Origin of the sequence: Ideonella sp. BN130291 (assembly GCF_036231905.1) — a bacterium.
Classification (GTDB): Bacteria; Pseudomonadota; Gammaproteobacteria; order Burkholderiales; family Burkholderiaceae_C; genus CAMLIZ01.
In genome coordinates this window covers 189,223-210,637 of the sequence record NZ_JAZARE010000001.1, presented here as the reverse complement: position 1 = coordinate 210,637, position 21,415 = coordinate 189,223, and the positions used below count along the sequence as shown (strand labels likewise).

Annotated in this window: 19 protein-coding genes; 11 read left to right on the top strand and 8 right to left on the bottom strand. The window is 69.3% G+C overall.

The annotated features are described in order from the left end of the window. Positions 1-3: 3 nt before the first annotated feature. From VPH43_RS00980 to VPH43_RS00970, 3 genes are read left to right on the top strand one after another with little or no spacing between them, the layout of a single operon-like run. The gene (locus VPH43_RS00980) at positions 4-1,026 is read left to right on the top strand and encodes a glycoside hydrolase family 43 protein (protein WP_328575777.1); all 1,023 of its coding nucleotides are present in this window, start codon (positions 4-6) and stop codon (positions 1,024-1,026) included. Next, positions 1,026-2,858, top strand: a complete 1,833-nt coding sequence (locus tag VPH43_RS00975; protein WP_328575776.1) for a family 43 glycosylhydrolase — start codon at positions 1,026-1,028, stop codon at positions 2,856-2,858. The genes VPH43_RS00980 and VPH43_RS00975 overlap by 1 nt, the downstream gene beginning before the upstream one ends. 48 nt (positions 2,859-2,906) lie before the next feature. Further along, positions 2,907-3,530 (top strand): rhomboid family intramembrane serine protease, encoded by a 624-nt coding sequence (locus VPH43_RS00970; RefSeq protein WP_328575775.1) that lies wholly within the window; start codon positions 2,907-2,909, stop codon positions 3,528-3,530. On the opposite strand, the gene VPH43_RS00965 is transcribed toward VPH43_RS00970, so the two are convergent. Both VPH43_RS00965 and fabF read right to left on the bottom strand, forming a co-directional pair. Further along, a complete protein-coding gene (locus VPH43_RS00965; protein ID WP_328575774.1) occupies positions 3,481-5,334 on the bottom strand; it encodes a hypothetical protein in 1,854 nt (617 codons plus the stop codon). The two genes, VPH43_RS00970 and VPH43_RS00965, sit on opposite strands and share 50 nt — an antisense overlap. 84 nt (positions 5,335-5,418) lie before the next feature. Beyond that, positions 5,419-6,708, bottom strand: a complete 1,290-nt coding sequence (fabF, locus tag VPH43_RS00960; RefSeq protein ID WP_328575773.1) for a beta-ketoacyl-ACP synthase II — start codon at positions 6,706-6,708, stop codon at positions 5,419-5,421. A gap of 94 nt (positions 6,709-6,802) precedes the next feature. On the opposite strand from fabF, the gene VPH43_RS00955 reads away from it, so the two are divergent. From VPH43_RS00955 to VPH43_RS00940, 4 genes are all read left to right on the top strand, one after another. Beyond that, positions 6,803-7,453, top strand: coding sequence for a TetR/AcrR family transcriptional regulator (locus tag VPH43_RS00955; protein WP_328575772.1), 651 nt, complete (start codon positions 6,803-6,805; stop codon positions 7,451-7,453). Positions 7,454-7,588: 135 nt separating this feature from the next. Continuing rightward, positions 7,589-7,930: a YciI family protein gene (locus tag VPH43_RS00950; RefSeq protein ID WP_328575771.1), complete on the top strand. Its 342-nt coding sequence runs from the start codon at positions 7,589-7,591 to the stop codon at positions 7,928-7,930. A 188-nt stretch (positions 7,931-8,118) separates the two neighbouring features. Next, complete coding sequence (locus tag VPH43_RS00945) at positions 8,119-8,922, top strand: TenA family transcriptional regulator (RefSeq protein ID WP_328575770.1); 804 nt, start codon at positions 8,119-8,121, stop codon at positions 8,920-8,922. Positions 8,923-9,034: 112 nt separating this feature from the next. Next, positions 9,035-11,308, top strand: a complete 2,274-nt coding sequence (locus tag VPH43_RS00940) for an ATP-binding response regulator (protein WP_328575769.1) — start codon at positions 9,035-9,037, stop codon at positions 11,306-11,308. Positions 11,309-11,591: 283 nt separating this feature from the next. On the opposite strand, the gene VPH43_RS00935 is transcribed toward VPH43_RS00940, so the two are convergent. The 4 genes from VPH43_RS00935 to VPH43_RS00920 all read right to left on the bottom strand — a co-directional run bounded on the left by VPH43_RS00935 (position 11,592) and on the right by VPH43_RS00920 (position 13,721). Beyond that, positions 11,592-12,167 carry a hypothetical protein gene (locus VPH43_RS00935; RefSeq protein ID WP_328575768.1) on the bottom strand — a complete coding sequence of 192 codons (576 nt, stop codon included), beginning with the start codon at positions 12,165-12,167 and terminating at the stop codon, positions 11,592-11,594. Between the two features lie 239 nt (positions 12,168-12,406). Further along, entirely contained in the window at positions 12,407-12,676 is a 270-nt protein-coding gene (locus VPH43_RS00930; RefSeq protein ID WP_328575767.1) for a hypothetical protein, read from the bottom strand. A gap of 102 nt (positions 12,677-12,778) precedes the next feature. Beyond that, the gene (locus VPH43_RS00925; RefSeq protein WP_328575766.1) at positions 12,779-13,405 is read right to left on the bottom strand and encodes an FMN-dependent NADH-azoreductase; all 627 of its coding nucleotides are present in this window, start codon (positions 13,403-13,405) and stop codon (positions 12,779-12,781) included. A 4-nt stretch (positions 13,406-13,409) separates the two neighbouring features. Further along, positions 13,410-13,721 (bottom strand): DMT family transporter, encoded by a 312-nt coding sequence (locus tag VPH43_RS00920; protein ID WP_328575765.1) that lies wholly within the window; start codon positions 13,719-13,721, stop codon positions 13,410-13,412. A 101-nt stretch (positions 13,722-13,822) separates the two neighbouring features. Here VPH43_RS00920 and VPH43_RS00915 point away from each other — a divergent pair, with 101 nt between their 5' ends. Continuing rightward, complete coding sequence (locus tag VPH43_RS00915; protein WP_328575764.1) at positions 13,823-14,176, top strand: winged helix-turn-helix transcriptional regulator; 354 nt, start codon at positions 13,823-13,825, stop codon at positions 14,174-14,176. 34 nt (positions 14,177-14,210) lie between these two features. Here VPH43_RS00915 and VPH43_RS00910 read toward each other — a convergent pair whose 3' ends face one another. Together VPH43_RS00910 and VPH43_RS00905 are read right to left on the bottom strand one after the other, a co-directional pair. Next, positions 14,211-15,752 carry a TIGR01777 family oxidoreductase gene (locus tag VPH43_RS00910; RefSeq protein ID WP_328575763.1) on the bottom strand — a complete coding sequence of 514 codons (1,542 nt, stop codon included), beginning with the start codon at positions 15,750-15,752 and terminating at the stop codon, positions 14,211-14,213. Between the two features lie 9 nt (positions 15,753-15,761). Next, positions 15,762-16,454, bottom strand: a complete 693-nt coding sequence (locus VPH43_RS00905; RefSeq protein WP_328575762.1) for a DUF4166 domain-containing protein — start codon at positions 16,452-16,454, stop codon at positions 15,762-15,764. Positions 16,455-16,626: 172 nt separating this feature from the next. On the opposite strand from VPH43_RS00905, the gene VPH43_RS00900 reads away from it, so the two are divergent. From VPH43_RS00900 to VPH43_RS00890, 3 genes are all read left to right on the top strand, one after another. Then, a complete protein-coding gene (locus tag VPH43_RS00900; RefSeq protein ID WP_328575761.1) occupies positions 16,627-18,486 on the top strand; it encodes a sensor histidine kinase in 1,860 nt (619 codons plus the stop codon). Further along, on the top strand, positions 18,483-19,910 hold the full coding sequence (locus VPH43_RS00895) for a sigma-54-dependent transcriptional regulator (RefSeq protein ID WP_328575760.1): 1,428 nt from the start codon (positions 18,483-18,485) through the stop codon (positions 19,908-19,910). Before VPH43_RS00900 ends, VPH43_RS00895 begins: the two co-directional genes overlap by 4 nt. A 321-nt stretch (positions 19,911-20,231) precedes the next feature. Next, entirely contained in the window at positions 20,232-21,401 is a 1,170-nt protein-coding gene (locus VPH43_RS00890) for a choice-of-anchor tandem repeat GloVer-containing protein (protein WP_328575759.1), read from the top strand. The last annotated feature ends 14 nt before the right edge of the window (positions 21,402-21,415 follow it).

Sequence of the window (21,415 nt, the reverse complement as noted above, 5' to 3'; positions counted from 1 at the left end):
CCCATGTTCGGCACCTTCCGACGTCAGGCCGGCGCCTGGCTGCGCCTGTGCATCACCCTCCCGTCCCTGCTGGCGGCCTGCGGCGGTGGCGGCTCGTCCGCCCCGGTGGACACTGCGCCGCCGCCGGTGGCGCATGTCAGCTCGCTGGGCGACTTTCCCGATCCCTTCCTGCTGCAGGAGGGCGGCACCACCTATGCCTTTGCCACCAACAGCGTGGGGCGCAACGTGCAGGTGGCCGCCTCCACCGACCGCGTCAGCTGGCAGGCGCAGGCCGATGCGATGCCGCAGCTGCCGGTGTGGGCGCGGCCGGGGTTCGGCTTCGTGTGGGCGCCCGAGGTGCTGAAGCTGGGCAACCGCTACCTGCTGTACTTCACCGCGCATGACCAGGCGAGCGATCGCCAGTGCGTGGGCGTGGCCGAGGCGCAGCAGCCGCAGGGCCCGTACGTGGACTCGCGCAACGCGCCGCTCGTCTGCCAGGTCGCCGAAGGCGGCAGCATCGACGCCAGCCCGCTGCAGGTGGGCGACCAGCTCTATCTCTACTTCAAGAACGACGGCAACTGCTGCGCGATGCCCACGTCGCTGTACGCCCAGCGCCTGTCGGCCGACGGCCTGGCGGTGCAGGGTGATCCGGTGCGCCTGCTCACCAACCAGGCGGCCTGGGAAGGCGCGGTGATCGAGGCGCCCACGATGTGGGTGCACGAGGGCACGTACCACCTGTTCTATTCCGGCGGCAACTACGCCGACACCAGCTATGCGGTCGGCCATGCGGTGTGTGCGGGCCCGCTGGGCCCCTGCGAACGTGCCGCCGCCAACCCGGTGCTCAAGAGCCGCCAGGACACCACGCCGCCGCTGGTCGGCCCCGGCCACGCCGGCCTGCTGCAGGTGGGCGACCAGACCTGGATCGCCTATCACGCCTGGGAGGTCACGGCCACGGGTGCGCGCGGCAACCGCCGCTTCATGTACCTGGACAAGCTCGATTGGGTGAACGGCACGCCGGTGGTCGGCGGGCCGACGATGGTGCCGTGATGCGGGCGAGCGCACTCTCGGCCGTTGTAGTGCGCGGCGGGCTGGCTGCGGCCCTCGCGCTGGCGCTGCCGGGCGGGGCCTGGGCCGGCGCACCCGCGACTTATCGCAATCCCTTGCCGCTGACGCTGCCCGATGGCGCGGCGGTGGAAAGCTGCGCCGACCCCACGGTGCTGAAAGGCCAGCGGCCGGGCGATCCCCCGTGGACGCTGATCTGCACGCAGGACCCGCTGAACGACGCCGACCGGGACGCCCAAGGCGGCCTGCGCTTCCGCCACATGCCGATGTTCCGCTCCGACGACCTGGTGCACTGGCGCTACCAGGGCGAGGCGATGCCGCAGGTGCCGCCGCAGGCCACCGCCACCGCGGGGCTGTGGGCGCCCGAGCTGGTGTTCGTGGACGGCCGTTACCGCCTCTACTACACGATCACCGACGTGGTGGACGCACTCAGCCCCGAGCCCGGCTGCAACAGCGACAGCGCGATCGGCGTGGCCACCAGCGACTCGCCGCTCGGCCCCTGGGTGCCCGAGCCGCAGCTGGTGGTGGGCCCGCGCCGTGCCGGGCCGGGCTGCAACTTCCACTGGACCTTCGACCCGGAACTGCTGGCCCTGCCGGACGGCCGCAAGCTGCTGTACTTCGGCAGCTATGGCGGCGGCCTGCTGGTGCAGCCGCTGGATACCGTTGGGCTGAAGGCCCAGGGTGAGCCCCTGCCGCTGTCGCGCAGCGGCCGCTACGAAGGCTCCGAGGTGGTGTTCAAGGACGGCTACCACTACCTCTTTGCCTCCTCCACCAACTGCTGCAATGCGGACCTGACCGGCTACATGGTGTTCGTGGGCCGCTCACGCGATCCGCTGGGCCCCTTCCTGGACCGCGACGGCCGCAGCTTCAATGAGGCGCGCATCGGCGGCACGCCGGTGCTGGCGCAGAACGGCAACCGCTGGGTCGGTGCCGGCCACAACTCGGTGCTGCGCGACGAGGCCGGGCGCTGGTGGACGCTGTACCACGCGGTGGACCGGCAGCATCCGCAATGGACCGGCTCGCCGCTCACGCGCCGGCCGCTGCTGCTGGACCCGCTGGACTGGGTGGACGGCTGGCCGGTGGTGCGGCGCGGCCCCAGCGACCAGCCGATGGCCGCGCCCACCATCCGCGCAGGCGCCACGGTGGCCCGCCAGGCCCCGCTGCACGACACCGCGGCCACCGTGCCGCGCGGCCGCATGCTCTGGCGCGACGAATGGACCGGTGCTCGCCTGAGCCAGCGCTGGCGCTGGACCCGGCCGCCCGACGCCACGCCGAGGTTCGAGCACGGGCAGCTGATCCTGCCTACCAGCGCGGGCGACCTCTGGGCGCAGCACAACAGTGCCCCGGTGCTGGGTGCGGCCCTTCCCGCGGGTGACCTGTGGATCGAAACGCGGGTCGGGCTGGCGCTGCCCGCCGAAGGCGACATCGCACAGCCGGTGCAAGCCGGCCTGGCCCTGTGGGCTGACGACGACCGCTATGTGAAGCTGGTGCATGTGGCGCTGCACGACACGCGCCAGACCGAGTTCGCGATCGAGCGGCCGGCGCAGCCTGGCGAGCGGCCGCGCTACGGCAACAGCGTGGTCGGCCCACCGGGCGACCGCACCACGCTGGCGCTGCATGTGCAGCGCCGCGGCCAGGAGGCGCTGATCACCGCCTTCACCCGCGCGGACGCCGGCCACTGGGTGCGCGGCGGCACCTGGGTGCATCAGCTCGGGCCCTTACCGCGCCTTGGCCTGCTGGCCATGGGCGGTGCGGGACATGAGGCCGTGGTGGACTACGTGCGGGTGTACCGCGGGCTGCCCTTGATGCCGAGGTAGGCGGGCGCGCCGGCCAGGCCGCCCCGAGCGGCCTCGTAAAGTGCGCCCATGGACATCCTGCTTCAACTGAGTGCCGGGGCGCCGGCCGCGGCGCTGCTGCTTGCCGCCTTCGGCGTTGTGAGCCTGCTCGGCCTGTTCGTCGCTCCGCGCTTGATCGAGCGCAACCTGCTGCGCCCGCACGGCCTGGTGCAGCGCGGCGACTACGCCACGCTGGTGACCAGCGGCTTCATCCACGCCGACCTGGCGCACCTGCTGTTCAACGGCTTCACCTTCTGGGCCTTCGGCTTCGGGCTGGAGCGCCACATCGGCACACCGCGTTTTGCCGCGCTGTACGCCATCGGCCTGCTCACCAGCAGCATGGCCACCTGGGCCCTGCATCGCCGGCAGCCCGGCTACGCCAGCCTCGGTGCATCCGGCGCGATCCTGGCGGTGCTTTTCGCCTCGATCGTCGCCTTCCCCGCGGCGTCGATCTTCGTGCTGCCGATCCCCGTGCCAATCCCCGCGCCGCTGTTCGCGGTGGGCTACCTCGCGTTCAGCGTGCTGGCCGGACGCAGCCGCGCCGGCCGCGTGAACCACGATGCGCATGTGGCCGGCGCGCTGGTCGGCCTGGTGTTCATGGCGGTCATGGAGCCCGGCTCGCTGCAGCGGGCGTGGCAGGCGCTCTGGCCTTGACGGGTGCCGTGAGCAGCTGAAGTTCCCAGCCCGCATCGGGCTCGAGGTTGAGGCCGCTGGCCGTGCCGACGATCACGTTGGGGCCGTCATTCAGGCGCAGCATGTTGCGCACGCCATAGTTGGTGAAGTTGCCGAAGCCGCGCAGGCTCTCGGCGCGCGCCGGCGCTTCCGGGTCGTTGAAGCGCCAGAGGTCGGCGCCGTAGCCGCGTTGGGGGTCCACCGTGGTGCTGATGGCCGCGCCGCTGGGGCTGATGGCCGCCGCGCGGGCACCGGTGGCGGACACCAGGCCCATGCGCACGTCGAACACATAGCGGTAGTCGTACATGCCAAACAGCAGGTCGTCGCTGCCGGCGGACGCCGCCCAGGTGTAGGTGACGAACGGGTTGTCGAAACCCGCCTTGCCATGGCGCGGCGTCCAGCCGGTGGGTTTCATCTGGAAGGTCTTGGTGCCGGGCACCAGCGCCGGCAGCTCGGTCTGCCCGTAGAGCAGCTGCACCTCCAGGCCGCCGGTGGGCGACACGCGCGCGCGCCAAAGGGATGCGGCCCGTGACACGTTGAACAACAGGTAGACGTTTTCGTCCACGCTGGCCGGCGGTCCGAAGCAGGCGGGCGCGGTGCAGCTGGCATGCAGCTGGCTGGTGCTGCTGTTGTTGTGCATGGTGCCGAACCAGAGCCAGCCCTTCCAGAAGGCAATGGCTCCGCCCCCGGTGGTGCCGGCCACCACCGGGTCGGTCTCGTACTGCAGAGGCGACCAGATGCGGGTCCAGGTGGCAGCGGCATCGGCGCTGGTGTATTGACCGTCGGTGCCGAAGAGGGGGCCGAGGTAGATGCCGGCGGCGAAGGTGACACTGGCGGCCTTGGCGAGCCCGTCGCCGTCCAGCGTGGACTTGTTCCACACCGACGCCGCGATGCGCTTGCCGTCGTAGTTGGCCAGGTAGGACGGGAACGACGGCAGCACGCCGACGACCTCGAAGCCGCAGTAGTCGGAGACGGCCGGCGCGCCATTGAACGGGTTGTCCACCGTGCCGCGCCAGCGCAGGATGACGCCATCGCCCGCATCGCGGCCGGCGCCGGCATAGAGCACGCCGTTGACCGTGATCCACTGCCGGATCTGGTTGAGCGCGGTGGCCCGGCAGGCGCCGCGGTAGCTGCCGCTGGCGGCGTCCCAGGCGGCGAAGGTCACGTCGTTCGAAAAGGTGGGGCCGGCCAGGAAGACCGCGCGGCCCAGCGCGCCGGCCGAACGCAGGCCGAAGATGTTCTGGAAGGCCGGGTCGGCGGGCGTGCGCTCGGTGAGCCGCCGCTGCACGACGTTGTAGGAGTAGGCGCGTGGCAGGCGCCAGTCTCCGGCGCTGGGCGGCAACGGGTGCACCGGGCGTCGCGCCAGCATGCTCATGCCGTATTCGCAGACCCACGAGGTTTTCAGCTCCGGCTGCGGCTCGAACAGGCCGGTGGCCGAGCCGCCGCACAGCGGGTTGGCCACCGTGCCGAACCAGATCTCGTCACCCACGAAGAGCGGGTCGCCCAGGCCGGCCTGCGCCAGCCCCCAGACGTAAGCCTGGTTCTTCTTGGGCGTGCCGACGTTGCAGCTGCCGTCGGGGTTGATCGGTGGATAGTCCACGCCGATGCCGTTGAAGCACTCGTCCGCCGGTGCCTTGGCCAGGCGCTGCGCGGTGTAGACCGGTGTGTCCGCGGGTGGCTTGAAGGCGAGCACGTCGGCCCAGGTGACCTGCGCCCGTGCGGGCGACAGCCCCAGCGTGGCCCACAGGACACAGATGGCGGCGATGCCGGCGAGGCGAGCATTCATCATGCGACTCCTCCAATCCCGAAGTGGCGGAGCATCTCGCCAGCCGGCCGCCTTGTCCATCCCCCTAACTTCCCATGCGTAGCCTCATGCCATCCAGCGCTTGAAGATGACGCTGGCGTTCACGCCGCCGAACCCGAAACCGTTGGCCATCGCGTGATCGATGGCCGTGCGCCGCGGCGCACCGCGCACGATGTCCAAACCCTCGGCAAGGGCGTCCGGGTGGTCGAGGTTCAGCGTCATCGGGACGACCTGATCGCGCAAGGCCAACGCGGTGAAGATGGCTGCCACGCCACCGGCCGCGCCCAGCAGATGGCCGGTGGCCGACTTGGTGGAGGTGATGGCGAGTGGACCGTCGCCGCCGAACACGCTGCGCACAGCGGCCAGTTCGCCCAGGTCACCCACCTGCGTGGAGGTGGCGTGGGCGTTCAGGTGCTGCAGCTCGGCCGGGGCGAGGCCGGCCTGCGCCAGCGCCGCCTGCATCGCCCGCTGCGCGCCGTTGCCGTCTTCGGGCCCGGCGGTGATGTGAAACGCATCCGCGCTGGTGCCGTATCCCACCAGCTCGGCCAAGGGCGTGGCGCCGCGGGCCAGTGCGTGCGCCAGCGATTCGATCACCAGCATGCCAGCGCCTTCGCCGATCACAAACCCGTCGCGGGCCTGGTCGAAGGGCCGTGATGCGCGGGTGGGGGTGTCGTTGAAGCCGGTGGACAAGGCCTTCGCGGCGGCAAAGGCGCCCAGGCTCACGCGATCGATGGCGGCCTCGGCGCCGCCGCACACCGCGATGTCGGCCTCACCGCAGCGGATCAGCCGGGCAGCGTCGCCGATGGCCTGGATGCTGGCGGCACACGCCGTGACCGGCGCACCGATCGGCCCCTTCAGGCCATGCCTGATCGACACATGGCCCGCGGCGAGGTTCACCAGGAACGAGGGCACCGTGAACGGCGACAGCCGTTTCGGCCCGCGTAATTCGGTATTGCGCACCGCGCCCGCGATCGCTGGCAAGCCACCGATGCCCGACGCAATCACCGTGGCCGTGCGCTGCTGGGCCGCCTCGTCGGCCGGCCCCCACTGCGCCTGGGCAAGCGCCTCCTGCGCAGCGGCAAGCGCAAAGCCGATGAAGCGATCCATCTTGCGCTGGTCCTTCGTGGACACGAAGCGGTCGATGTCGAAACCGCCCAGCGCATCCTCCTGCACATCGGGCACCACACCACCCACGCGGGCGGCGATGTCGGCCGTCATCGCATCGGGCAGCAGGCGCAAGCCGGACCGGCCGGCGAGCAGCCGCTGCCAGGCCAGCTCGACGCCGCAACCGAGTGGGGAAACCAGTCCCATGCCGGTGACGACGATTCGATGGCTCGCAGCGGGAGAGAGATGCATGGGGTCTTGGCTAACTTAATGATGATGCTCAACATCATAAGTCATTGAATATGATCATCATCAATACGCAGCGGTGTCTGCGAAAAGGATCGATATGAAAGTCTCGAAGGCGCAGGTGACCGAGAACCGCCGGTCCATCCTGCAGGCTGCGGCCCGGCTGTATCGCGAGCGCGGTTTCACCGGCGTGGGCGTGGCCGACATCACCCGCGAGGCCGGGCTCACCCACGGCGGGCTGTACCGCCACTTCGAATCGAAGGACGCACTGGCGGCCCAGGCGTGCGAATGCGCGTTCGAGTGGACGCTTTCCGAACTGCAGACGCCGGACGCCGATGCGGGCGCCGACGCCGGCGGGTTCCTTCGCGCCGGGGTGGCGAACTACCTGTCGCCGCAGCACCGCGACAGCGTCGGCCAGGGCTGCCCAGTGGCGGCGCTGGCGGCAGACGCGGCACGCGAAACCGGTGCCATCGCGGACGCCTTTGCCCAAGGCATCGGGCGCTACATGGCGCTGTTTGCGCGGCGACGGCCCGACGACACCGAAGCGGCGCAGATTGAACCGGAGGACCGGGTGCGCGCCATTGCCATGCTGTCCACCATGGTGGGCGGCTTGATCCTCGCCCGCGCCACTGCGCGTGGCTTGCCTGCGCTGTCAGATGAGATCCTGGCGACCTTGCGCCACCATCTGGAGGCGACGTGGGGCCTTGAGGCATCTGGTACAGATGGGAGCGATGAGAGCCGCGGTCCCTGACCTGAGGCCAGGCGCTGCCGACTACGAGCGGGTGTGGTCTTCCAGGGTTAACACCGAGCGATGACGGTCGAAGGCCAGGCCCGTGCAACGTCGTAGCTGGCAGGCCGAATCCACGGCAAACACAAGGAGCACAGTATGGCCAAGTACCTGATTTCGTTTCCCAGCAGCGCGATGGTCATCCCCGAGGGAGAGTTCCAGGCGGTGGTGGACGCCTCGCATGCGGTGATTGCCCAAGCCCAGGCCGCCGGCGTCTATGTGTTCGCCGGTGGGATCAACGAGAGCATCGCGCCCGTGAAGGTGTCGGCGGATGGCTCGGTGGCCGAAGGCACTTACCCGGAAACGCGGCGCATCGAGGGCGGATACACCATCCTTGAACTGCCTTCACGGGAGGAGGCGGTGGCCTGGGCCGCGAAGATCGCGGCGGCGTGTCGGTGTGATCAGGAACTGCGGGAGTTCATGTACGACCCGATGTCGTGAGACGAGGCAGGGGTTGGAGGGAGCGTGCGTGCATGTGGATGCATGGTCCTGATCCCCCTTTTGGGGGATGCCGCGAACTGGCATCGCCCCAAGACGCTTACACCGCGCCTAACGATCTCCTCGACCTCATTGAAGGAACCGGCGTTGATCCGTACATTCCAAGCTGACAGATCGTTCAGGGAGACAACATGGATGACGGGTTTGCACGCAGCGGTGAGCTGACCGACATCCACAGCTACCCGACCTGGGCGCAAGACCTCGCGCTCGACTGCAGCGAGGCGCGTGAGCGCGTCGCCGCCCATCCCCTGTTCGGGCTCATGCGGGACGCCCAGCTGGAGCAGGCGCAAACCGGCAGGTTCCTTGCGGGCGTCTGGCCGGTGATCGAGCAGTTCCCGCAGTACATGGCCCTGAACCTGCTCAAGGTGCAGATGGGCCGCGTGCGAGGACACGACGAGGCGCGGCGATACCTCATCCGCAACATCCGCGTCGAGCAGAACCATGCGGATCACTGGGTGCAATGGGCACTCGCCAGCGGGTTGAGCGCAGGCGATCTGCTTTATGCGGATCCGCCGGCTGAAACGCAGGCGCTGTCTCACTGGTGCTGGCACAGCTGTGAACGCGATGCGCTGGCGGCGGGCATGGCGGCAACGAACTACGCGATCGAGGGCGTGACGGGAGACTGGTCGCGTTTCGTCTGCGAGAGCGACGCGTACGAGAACAGCTTCGCGCCGGAGGTGCGAGCCAAGGCCATGAAGTGGCTCCGGCTGCATGCGAAATACGACGATACGCATCCGTGGGAAGCCCTCGAGATCATCTGCACGCTCGTGGGAACGCGGCCCAATGTGCGCTACTTCGAGCTCATCCGCGGGCGCGTCCTGACGAGCTACCGCTACATGCGCATGGCGCTCGATGCCTGCCTCGAGGCAAAGGCAGTCCCCAGGCACCAGCAAACCGATGTCAGCGCCGCGCTTCCGCCCGAGCGAGAACGGTGATCAAGACCGTCGGGGCTCCGCGCTCACCCGGGGGGCGGCCCATCGCTCCCCAGCGGGGATGACAAGTATCCGCACGGGGATGCTCGGTGCGCCCCGGCGCACTTGGCCCATCGTGGTCGCCGCAGCTGGCATCCTCGCGTTGCAGGTGGCACTGGCAAGCGCCAGCATCGAGCTGCTTTCCGCCGTGCGCGCATACGTCGGGGGCGAGAACCTGTACTCGAAGGGTCGCAGGAGCGCCCAGATGGCGCTGCGCGATTACCTGTCGAGCAAGGAGGAAGCGGACTTCCATCGCTTTTCGGCGGCACTGTCCGTGCCGATCGGGGACGGTAGAGCCCGCGAGGCGCTGGAGCAGTCGCCGGTCGACTTGGCCGCAGCCCGACAGGGTTTCCTGGCGGGTGGCAATGATCCGAAGGACGTGGAAGGGCTGATCTGGCTGTTCCGGTGGTTCCACAAGACTCAGCTGCTCGCCCCGTCGGTCGCCTTGTGGCGTGAAGGCGACGCCGGCGTCAAGGAACTGGCGGCGCTGGGCACCGTGGCACATGAGCGCATTCGAGCCGGCGCGACCGAACAGACAGTGGCAGAGCTGCGCGATCGCGCCAGGGCCATAGACAACCGGCTGACCCCCCTCGAGGACGCGTTTTCGGCCAGCCTGGCAAAGACGTCTCGCCAGGCGGGCGTCGTGCTGCTCGCTTTGAACCTGGGCTCCGCCGCTGTGCTCGGGGCCATCCTCGTTCTGTTCACGCGCCTGCGCCTCCAGGAGCGGGCGGCAGCGGAGCGCGAGATCGCCCGGCTGCTGGACGCGGTGGGGGATGCGGTGATCTGCGTGGACGGGCAGCGGCGCATCGTGCTGTTCAACCGCGCGGCCGAAGCCATCTTCAACAGCCCATCCCGCGAACGGCTGGGCACCGCAGTCGCCGAGCTGGTCACCGCCCAGGACTACCCCCGATTGGAAGCGCTGATCGACGAAGCGGTGCCGGCCGACGACGTGGAAACGTTGACGCTGCGAATCCACGACCTGCGCGCCCGGCGTGCCGATGGCACGTCCTTTCCGGCAGAAGTGTCGACGTCGGCAGTGCGAACGCGCATCGGCCCGGTGGCGACCATCGTGCTGCGCGATGTCAGCGACCACGAAAGAGCCCGTGCCGAAAGGGAGGCGCGCCTCGCGCTCGAGGCCTCCAACCAGGCGAAGTCGGGCTTCCTGTCGAACATGAGCCACGAACTGCGCACGCCCCTGAATGCCGTGATTGGGTTCGCCCGGCTGATGGCGATGGACGAGGCCTCCGGGTTGCGCGAGGAGGATCGCAAGCGAGTCGAGCACATCGAGCACGCGGGACGACACCTGCTGGCGCTGGTGAACGAACTCCTGGACCTCTCGCTGATCGAGGCAGGGCAGATGACCATGTCGCTCGAGCCGGTCGACGTTGCGGCAGAGGCAGAACGGGCCCTCACGATGACAGCGCAGGCCGCAATGGGCGCGCGCGTACGTCTCTCGCCGCTCGCCCGTGCAGATGATCGCCCCGAGGCGGAAGGTGGCCCGCATGGCCCGGCACGATCTCACTTCGTAATGGCAGACCGCCTGCGATTGCAGCAGGTGCTCATCAACCTCTTGAGCAACGCCGTGAAGTACACGCCGGCCGGCGGACAGGTCGATTTGTCGCTGCACGCCCGTGAGGACTTCGTCGACATCGTCATCGAGGACACCGGCAAGGGCATGACGCCGGAGCAGCAGGCCCAGTTGTTCGAGCCGTTCAACCGGCTGGGCGCCCAGCACTCCAAAGTTGAAGGAACGGGGATAGGCCTTGTGCTCACGCGACAGTTCGTGGTCCTGATGAAGGGGAGCCTGCGCATCGAGAGCGCTTCCGGCGTGGGGACCCGGGTGACCGTCAGCCTGCCTTCGGCGGCTCCCCCCTCCATGGCGCCGACGGAAGAGCCAAGCGGGCCGCCGACGGAGTCACGAAGCAGCGAACTACTGGATGTCATCTATGTAGAGGACAACGAGGTCAACGTCGAACTGATGCGCCAAATCCTGGCGTTGCGCTCCGGCGTGGCGCTGCGTGTTGCGACGACGGGCGCTGAGGGCCTGGCGATGGCACGCGCACGGCCGCCACAGATGATGCTGGTCGACATGCACCTGGGTGACATGACCGGCATGGAACTGGCCGCTTCCCTGCGTGTCAGCAGAGACACTGCATCGATTGCGCTCATCGCGGTCTCCGCCGATGCGCTTCCCGATCAAATCGATCAAGCGCTGAGCGGCGGCTTCGACGACTACGTCACCAAGCCGGTGAACCCGGCTCGGCTCGTCCAGGTGATAGCGGAGCAGCAGGCACGGTTGGCTTCCCGCAGGCAGGCGGCAAGTGGAAGTGGTTCGGCAACACCGCGGTGACCCACTCGCGAGCGGCACAGCCCAGCAGGCGGATAAGCCACTGGACCGCTCGCGAGAGCAATCGCCATCCGCCCGTGGTGTCGACATGACGTCCCTAGGCGCTTAGAGCAGCCCTCAGAGTTAGAGAGACGGCTTGAGGCTGAACTGGGTCACTATGTTGGCTTGCTGCCATGACGGTTTTCGGCCAGAAGCGGCCGTTCATGCGTGCCACCTTTCCGGAGGCCAAGCGTGGTCATCGTCTCCCAGAATGCGTCGGTACGCTTGGCCCAAGGAGTGAAGCGCTTCAGTGGTCGCGCCGGCGCTTCGTGCGTCCCCGGCTCATCACGGCTGCCAATCCAACCAGGGAAAGCGCAGTGGTGGCGGGTTCAGGCACGGGTGCAGCAGTCAACACAGCCTCGGAGAAGTCGAGCGTCCAAGACTCGGATTGCATGTTGTATCCGGAGTGGCCGTTGATCGTGTCAACGTAAATCAGGGTCCGATCGGTCGAACCGGTGAAAAACGCAATTTCGAGCGTGGAGGCGCCCTTGTCAAAGCGGAAGGCGCCCAGCGAAGTCCAAAGGCTGGACGGGTGATCGACAACGAATGAAGGGATAGGCACCGATGGCGCCACTGGAAGGATCAAGGACCGGAGTTCGAGATCCCGCACACTGAGCTGACTGACCTCGCTCAGCTCGAACTGGTTGTCGTGGTTCAGATCCTCTGCGACGAAGGTCCCTTCGACATGGATTGGCCTGACCAGTTGTGGCGTTCGATCATTGGTCTTGATGACGTTGGCGAAGTCGAAATTCCAGGCCTCGGCGGCAGCATTTGCCGCCCCGCAGACACACATGGCCGCGGCTAGTGCGAAAACAGTTCTCATTTGAAGGGCTCCTTGAGTGTTGTCCCGTGGGTGGTGAGCGCTGTCCGGCGAACACCACCGCCCCCGCAGCAAGTGCTGCTCCCGAAGCGCGGAACGGCATAAGTTGCTGCCATCGCTTTCCTTGCGCCTGGCCTGACCCTGGGACGGCTGCCACTCGGGCGGCTCCCGAGCTGCTTCCGTCGAGACGGCGGCCTTCCGTGACCAAATAGCTCATTAGAAGGCGCTCGCCGCACCATCACTTAACGCGCCGCCTTGATTGGCTTTCGCGAGCTCGGACGCCCTGCCCCTGACGCTGTCGGCCTCGGTGGGCTTTCGTGAGCGAGCGAGGCATTCAAAGCCACCGCCATGGCAGCATCGCCGCTCAACAAGTCACGCCAGTGAAGTTCGACCTGTGGCTTGCGCTTGCCTTTGCCCGTCAGGCGAAAACCATCGGGATGAAGCGTCAGGATGTATTGAGCGCCGTCTACGGTGACCTGACGCTTGAGTTCCTTCTCCAGGCTGGTGACCACGGCCGACCGCTCCAATGTGCAGAGACATTGCATCGTACGCGTGCCGATCCGTCGCATTTGCAGCGTACTGGATGGCCGTAGATCTGGCGTGCCGCCTTGGCCTCACAACCGCCCAGCCGACGCGGCTGCCGCGTCCTGTGATGCAGTGAGCCTCGCGGCCACCGGGTCGGGCGCGTCCAGCGTTGGCGCGACGTTGATCGTGTGCACCTCGTCGATGCCGATGAACCGCAGCCACTGGCGCAGATGCGGCTTGGCGAAGTCCGGCGGATGCAGTCCCTCGGCGGGGTAGTCGTTGGCGCTGGAGCACACGAGCACGGCGGCCTTGCCTTGCAGCAAGGGCTCGTAGCCGCGTTCGCGCGTCCAACGCCAGTTCTGCTCGGGCAGCGTCACCACGTCGATGTAGTGTTTCAGGCGGTAGGGCAGGCCGAAGTTCCACACCGGTGCGGCCACCAGCACCACGTCGGCCGCATTGAGCTGCCGCGCCAGGCGCATGGCCTTGTCCCAGCGCTGGCGCTGGGCGTCGGTGGCGTCCTGCCGGCGCAGCACGGCGAACTTGGCTTCGATCATTTCGGCATCGAACTCGGGCAGCTCCGTGGTCCAGAGGTCCAGGTGTTCCACGTCGGCATGCGGTTGGGCGGCGCGCCAGTGCTGAACGAAGGTGTCGGCCACCGCGCGTGTGCGTGAGCCGGGGCGCGTGGGTGAGCTGTCGATGCGAAGCAGGCGTTTCATTGCATCAGCCCTCCAGTGCGCGCAGGCCGGCGGTGCCCGCCACGATGAGCCCTATGCACAGCAGCCTGGGTGCGCCCAGAGGCTCCTTCAGCAGCCAGGCACCCACGGCCGCCACACCGAGGCTGCCCAGTGCTGTCCAGATGGCGTAGGCGGTAGCCAGCGGCAGCTGCCGCAAGGCCCGCGTGAGCAAGAAGATGCTGAGCAGCGCGGCCGTAATGCCAAGCGCCGACGCACCCATGCGCGTCCAGCCTTCCGACCGTTTCAGCGCCAGCGCCATCACCACCTCCGCGATGCCGCGCCCAGCAGGTAGATCCAACCCATGAGGACTCCGTGTGTTCGACATGGGGCTAAGCTTGCGGCGGCCTGTGCGTGGCAGGAAGTACGCACCTGCTGGTAACCACCGGAATTCCGGCCCCGATGAGCAAACCTGTCTTCGATGTGTATGACGCCGCCTGTCCGTCGCGACGGGCGCTCACCCTGGTGGCCAACAAATGGTCGTTGCTGCTGCCCGCGCTGCGTGAGCGGCCGATGCGCAACGGTGAGCTGCTGCGCCGCATCGGCGGCATCTCGCAGAAGGTGCTCACGCAGACGCTGCGCGAGTTGCAGCACCACGGCCTGGTCGAGCGGCAGCCGCTGGACACCGTGCCGCCGCAGGTGGAGTACCGCCTCACGCCCATGGCGCGCTCGCTCAGCGATGCCTTGCTCGCGGTGGACCGCTGGGTGGAGGAGCGCACGCATGCCCTGGGCGATCAGCAGGGGCCAGGGCGCTAGCGCAACCCTGGCGGCACGGGCCGTTGCAGCTGCTTCATCGGTGTCCCGCAGCGGGCTGGCAGGCCGTTACCGATGCCGTGCCGGCGAGGCAGCGGCAGGCAGCGGCCAGATCGGCGTGCCTGAAGCGATACCCCGCCGCCAGCGCCGCCGCGGGCGCGACCGCCTGGCCTTCGAGCATCAGCGACATCATCTCCCCGCCCAGCGCGCGCAGCAGTGCGGCTGGCATGCGCAGCCAGGCGCGCCGGCCATGCGCGGCCGCCAGCGCCTGCGCAAACTCGTGCTGCGTGCAGGCCTGCGGTGCCACCGCATTCACCGGGCCGGCCAGGCGGGGCTGTTCGATCGCCAGGCGCAGCAGGCCCACCGCGTCGTCCAGGTGCAGCCAGGGGGCGGGCTGGCGGCCCGTGCCCAGCGTGGTGGCCAGGCCCAGCCGCGCCGCCAGCGCCTGCATCGGCCAGGCACCATCGCCACGGCCGAGGATCACGCCAAAGCGCATCAGCACCACACGGGCGCCCAGGGCCTCCGCACGGCGGGCCTCATGCTCCACCGCCGCGCACAGGTCGCTGGCAAACTGCCCCGGCCGCGGCGCGGCGGACTCGTCCACCGGCACCGCGCCCGCGCCGTGCATGGACGCACCCTCGGGCGCCACGCCGTAGAAGCCCGTGGCCGAGGCCGCCACCAGCACCTCGGGCCGGTGGTGCAGCCGGCGCATCAGCGCCACCAGCTCGGTGGTCAGGTCCACCCGGCTCGCCAGCAAGGTGTGCCGGCGCTGGCGGGTCCACGGCAAGCCCAGCACCCGCGCGCCGGCCAGGTGCACCACCGCATGGATGCGGGTTTCCGCCGGCAGGGTGTCCAACCGGTCGATCACGGTCACGCGCGGGCCGAGCGTGCCGCGGGCCTGTTGCACGTCCCTGGAGAGCACGATCACGCGCCGGCCGCTGCGCACCAGGTCGGCCACCAGCGCGGTGCCCACGAAGCCGGTGCCGCCGGCCACCAGCACGGTGAGCGGCGTGCCGCGCAGCGCGGGTGCGTTGCGTGCGGCCATGCGCGCGGCCCGCTCGGCCACCGCCGCGTCAGCCGCCGCCTGGCGGGTGCTGCGCAAGGCCAGCGCATTGCGTGCGGCCCAGGCCAGCACACCCAGCGCAAAGGCGCTGAACAGCCACGACACGGGGCCGTGGTCCACCAGCACTAGGCCGCCCGGGCTGCGGCCCCAGGCCAGCAGCACCGGTGCCATCAGCGCCAGGAAGATGCCGTACAGCGCGGTCAGCACGGTGTGCAGCAGCCGCTCAAAGGGCGGCAGGCGGCGCGTGCGGTCCTCTTCCATGAAGTCGGCGAGCGTGATGAACAGCTCCGCCACCAGCAGCCCGCCCAGCAGCACGGCCCAGGGCCCGCGGGCCTCCGCCCAGGCGACCGTGAGGAACACCACGCCGTAGATCACCTCGCGCGCGGTGTGCAGCGCCAGCTCACGCCGCGCCGACACGCGCTGCGGCAGCCGTGCCTGCAGCTCGTGGTGCCACAGGTTGTCGAAGGCGCCCAGCAGTGCCTGCAGGGCGAGCACGGAGTAGATCAGGGGGGTCATGGCAGCCTCTTACGTTGTGGCGTCTGAATGGATGAGGTCCACCGGGTCGGTGAACACGCCCGTCTGGAAAAAAGTGCGGCCCCAGAGCGGATGCCGCATCTGCAAGGTGAAGCGGAAGCGGCCATGGCCCAGGTCCGTGTGGCTCACTTCGCAGGTGCCGGGGGTGAACAGGGCGGGCACCACCCAGCGCCGCCGGCCCAGCACCAGCTCGTAGCGGCGGCTCTGGAAGACCAGCGAACCCTCGCGTTCGAACACCCGCAGCGCCATGCCCAGGCCGCCGTCGGTGCGCTCGAACAGCGTGCCGTCGGGCGCCAGCTCCTTGGTGGAGCGCACGGTCGCACCACCGGCGCCGGGGTGGCCGAAGCGGCGCTCCCACACCACGCCGCCGCGGCCATTGCCGTGCACGCTCACCACGGCCGGGATGTCGGCCTGGCACGCCGCCGTGAGCGGCGCGCCCACCAGGCGCGACAGCCCGGCGAACAGCCGGCCGACCCAGGAACAGTGCAGCGCCATGCGGCCGACGTACACCGCGCTCGGATGGCCTGTGACAAAGCGGCGCTGCACTGCAGCGGGCAGACCGGCCCAGGCCGCTTCCCCGAGCAGCGCACGCAGGTCCAGCGGGGCGGGCGCCGGCGCGGTGGGGGCGGTGGGCGCGGCAGCGCCGGGGAGCGGCAAGGCAGGGCGGAACGAGCGCAGCAGCATGGTGTCGGCAGGAGGTCTTGGTGAGCCTGCTAGCGCAGGTTCCAAGCCAGCCGCGAAGCGGCGCTAAGTGCTTGATTTCATTGGTGTGCCGGCGCCCGACCGTATACTTTGGATACAGGCGGTTCCTTCGAATCGTCGCTGCGGTTAACAGCCGCCGAACCCGGCCAATCCCATGCTCATCCACGCGGTGCTCGCGTTCGCGCTGCTCGAAACCCTGGCGCTCGCCGTCGTGCTCTGGATCTGGGCCCATCGGGTGCCGGGTGCCCGCTTGCTGGTGCTGTTCCTGGCCGGCGTGGCGGTGTGGGTGGTGGGCAACGAGCTGCCCAACTGGGTGGGCCCGGAGGTGGAGCCGCTGGCGATCAAGCTGGTGTCCTCCGCGCCGGTGGTGTCGGCGGTGTTCCTGCACTTCTGCGTGGTGTTCTGCCGCGTGCCGCTGGGCCGCATAGGCCTGGGTGCCGCCTATGCACTGGGCGGCGCATCCACCTTGCTGGCGTGGGTGCGGTCCCCCGGCTACCTCATCCACGCGCCCTCGTTCGGCTGGGTGGCGGTGCCCACCACGGTGGGGCTGGTGGCCAGCGTGGCCTGGGTGGTGCTGGGCATCACGGGCCTGAGCGTGCTGGCGGTGGGCTTCATGCGCGCCAGCCAGCCCCGGCGCAGCCAGATCGCGGCGGTGGGTGCGTCCTGCGTCTGGGGCGCGCTGTGCCTCGCCGGCTACCTGATGGCTGCGATGCAGCTGCCGATGACACCGTGGCCGCTGTTCGGCCTGCCGGCCTATTCGCTGATCCTGGTGTACGGCATCCTGCGCTACCGGGTGTTCGTGGTGAATGCCTGGGCTCGGCGTGCGCTGGCCTGGACGCTGCTGCTGGCCTTGGGCGCCGGCGTGGTGGCGCTGACGCCGCTGCTGCCGTTCGAATCGCGCTGGCTGGGCGGCCTGGCGGTGGCCGTGAGCTGCCTGGCGCTCAACGGCCCGGTGCGCCGGGTGGCCGAGCGGCTCATCTTCCCTGGCGGGCAGGTCTCGGTGAACGACCTCGCGGCCTGGCGCACGGCGCTGCAGCCGGCCGAAACCCCCGTGGAGCTGGCGGCGATCGCCAGCGGGCTGATCGGCAGCCGAGTCGGGCTGGAAGTGCCGGTGGTGGTGGGTGAGGGCGCCGGCGAGGCGCCGTTGCCCTCGTCCGACGTGCCCAGCCTGCACTGCACGCGCGGTGCCGACGGCTGGCGCTGCCAGCTGCTCGGCTGGGATGCGGCCCCGCCCGGCCCGCGCCATGCGGCCGAGATGTTCGGCGCGGTGCTGGCCGACGCCGCCGCGCGGGTGGAGCAGGCGCAGGTGCTGGCCGCGCGCGAGCGCGAACGCCAGCTGCAGGCGCGCCTCGCAGAGCTGGGCGCGCTGGCCGCCACGGTGGCGCATGACATCCGCAACCCGCTGAACATCATCTCCATGGCGGTGGCCGCGGCGCCCAGCGCCACCCGGCGTGAAGTGGCCGACCAGGTGGGGCGCATCTCGCACCTCACGTCCGACCTGCTGGACTACGCCAAGCCTTGGAAACTCAACCCCGCGCCGCTGGACCTGGCCGCCCGGGTGCGGGCGCTGGCCCTGCGCTGGCCCGCCGTGAGCCTGGGGCCGGGGCTGGACGCGCCCTTGTGGATAGAGGCCGATGCGCGCCGCTTGGACCAGGCGCTCACCAACCTGCTGGAGAACGCCAACACCGCGGTGGCGGCGGGCCCGGCGCCGGCGGAACCCGATGCGCAGGGCGGCGTGGTCACCGCGGCGCCCCGCACCCGGACCCGCGTGCACCTCGATGCCGATCGCAGCGTCGACGCGGTGCGCCTGCATGTCTGCGACGACGGCCCCGGCGTGCCGCCCGAGATCCGCGAACGGCTGTTCGAACCCTTTGCTTCGCGCAGTGCCGGTGGCACCGGGCTGGGCCTGGCGATCGTGGCGCGCATCCTCGCGGCCCATGGTGGCTCGGTGGCCTTGAGCGAGCGTGCACCCTGGTCCACCTGCTTCACGCTCACCTTCCCGGCCCGCCCATGACCCGCATCGACGACATCCCTGATACCGGCCCCGCCACCGACCGGGCCGCCGAGCCCGGCCACCTGCTGCTGGTGGACGACGAACCGGCCTTCCAGCGCCTGGGCGGCTCCTTCCTGCGCGACCTCGGGCATGAGGTCAGTGTGGCCGGCGACGGCGAGCAGGCCCTCGCGGCCTTCGAGCGGCGCCGGCCCGAGCTGGTGCTGCTGGACCTGGCGATGCCGCCCAGCATGGACCCCGAAGCCGGCGTCGCGCTGATCCCGCGGTTTGCGGCGGTGCCGGTGATCGTGCTCACCGGCCACGGCGACCACGACCTGGCCTTGCGCGCCATCGAAGCCGGCGCCTGGGACTTCCTCACCAAGCCGATCGACCCGGACATGCTGCGCTTCGTGGTGGCGCGGGCGCTGCGCAAGAGCCGGCTCGATGCCGAGCTGCGCCGGCTGCGCAGCGCCGCCGCGTCGGACGAACTCGGCCTGGTGGGCCAGAGCGCCGCGATGGCGGCCTTGCGCAGCATGGTGCGGCGGGTCGGGCCCACGCAGGTGAGCGTGCTGGTGCTGGGCCCCACCGGCACCGGCAAGGAGCTGGTGGCGCGGGCGCTGCACGACTGCAGCCGGCGCGCCGACGGCCCGTTCGTGGCCATCCATTGCGGCGCGCTCTCGGCCGAGCTGCTGGAAAGCGAACTCTTCGGCCACCTGCGCGGCAGCTTCACCGGCGCCTACCGCGACCAACCCGGCCTGGTGGAAGCGGCCGACGGCGGCACGCTGTTCCTCGACGAGGTGGGCGAAATGCCGCTGCCCATGCAGGTGAAGCTGCTGCGCTTCCTGCAGGAGGGCACCTTCGTGCCGGTGGGCGGGCGCCAGGCCAAACGCGCCCAGACCCGCGTGGTGGCCGCCACCCACCGCGATCTGGATGCCATGGTGCGCGAAGGCAGCTTCCGCGAGGACCTGTACTACCGCCTCAAGGGCGTGGTGTTGCGCACGCCGGCCTTGGACGAGCGGCCCGCCGACGTGCCGGTGCTGGCCGCGCGCTTTTTGCACCGGGTGGCGCCGCGGGCCGCCCTGGCCGGGGACGCACTGGCGTGGCTGACCGCGCGGCCCTGGCCCGGCAATGTGCGCGAGCTGCGTGCGGTGGTGGAGTGCGCCGGCGCGCTGATCCTGCCCGGGCAGGAGACGGTGGACGCGGGGCTGTTGCGGCTGGCGAGCGGCGATGTGGGGGCCGACACGGCAGACGTTGGCACTGCCGCTGTGGCGGACACTGCGCCCGACACCGGCGTGGGACCGCTGGATGCGGCACTCAACGAACTGGAGCGCCGGCTGCTGCGCGACGCACTGGCCGCCACCCAGGGCAACCAGTCGGAGGCGGCACGCCGCCTGGGCATCTCGCGCGTCGGCCTCATCAAGAAGCTGGCGCGGCTGGGGTTGCGCTAAGCCACTGTCCACCATGGCGCTGCATGGCGCCTCGTTCACCAGCTGCTGCAACCCGGTCCTGATCGGCTGCATAGTGGTCACGGGCCGCTCTTGCGGAACAAGGCACCGAACGACCCCAGGCTCTCAACTCTCTTCTCGGAGGTCGGTCGATCCTCTTGCGTGCAGCTTAAGCATTGCAACCCCGAAGAGGGCAGCGTCTCGAAACCGCTAGGCTCACCCCCCAATCGAGGGGGAATGCTGGGCATGGCACCGGCGCACACTCTGCCTCCACATTTGGCGGCAGCAAACAACCGCTGCCGCCGTCCACAGGGAGGAGATCACATGAAGGTCAAGGGATGGGTGCGCTTGTGCGCTTGGACACTGGCAGCTTGCTGCAGCATTCCTGCGAGCGCATCACAGTCCGAAGGGATGTCCTCCAGCTACGAGTTCACCGTCCTTCATCACTTCAGCGGCAACGATGGTAGTTGTCCGAAGGGGCCTCTTACTCAGGCTCCTGACGGAAGCTGGTACGGCGTGACTGGTGCCGGTGGTGCCCGCAATGCAGGCACCATCTTCAGGATCTCTGGTGACACGCCGCTTCAGAGCCTCTATTCGTTTACCGGCTTCAAGGACAGCAGCCAGCCGAACGGCGCGCTCGTGCTTGCGCGGGATGGCTATCTCTACGGCTCAACATACGGCGACGCCGGCGCAGATCGCGGATCCATCTTCAGAGTCAGCAAGCAAGGCGAGTTGCAGACGCTGTACCGCATGACGCAGGGCAGTGGCGCTGGCCCCATCATCCATGGCAGGGACGGCAGTATCTACGGCACGATGGCGATGGGCGGTCCCACACAGTTCGGCCTGCTGTATCGATGGACTCCCGGACAGGAAATGACCGTGCTTCACGGATTCAGCACGAATGGCACGGGTACAGACGGGAGCAATCCCATGGGCCACATCGTTCAAGGGTCGGACGGCAGCCTTTATGGGGCGACCTACCTTGGAGGCACGGGGGGCCACGGAACGGTCTATCGCGTGACGGTCGATGGACAGTTCAGCCTCATGCACTCCTTCGACCCTTTGACCAAGGACGGAGTCCAGCCGATGGACGGGCTAAGCCGGGTCGGCGACACGCTGTTTGGCACCACGGTCTACGGTGGCCTCGAGAACAAGGGGACGGTGTTTCGCGTCACGCCGGATGAAGGCTATCAGACCATCACACGCCTACCTGCGGACAATTCAGCGGGGAGCTGGGTCAACGCCGGGCATGCGATCGACTCCAACGTCGTGGTGGGCACCTCGTCGGCTGGCGGCGCCAATGGCGCCGGAACTGTCTTTGTTGCTGCGGGTCGCATGGTGACCGCTCTCGCGTCGTTCCCGGCGGCACCGTTCGGCACGGCATCCTCTCGCCTCGCCGTTGGAAGGGATGGTGACCTGATGGGGGTGACCTGCAATTCCGGCGCGTATGGTCTGGGAATGGTGTACCGCTTGCGCCGCTCCGTGGCTCACTAGAGAGCGGCTGTTGG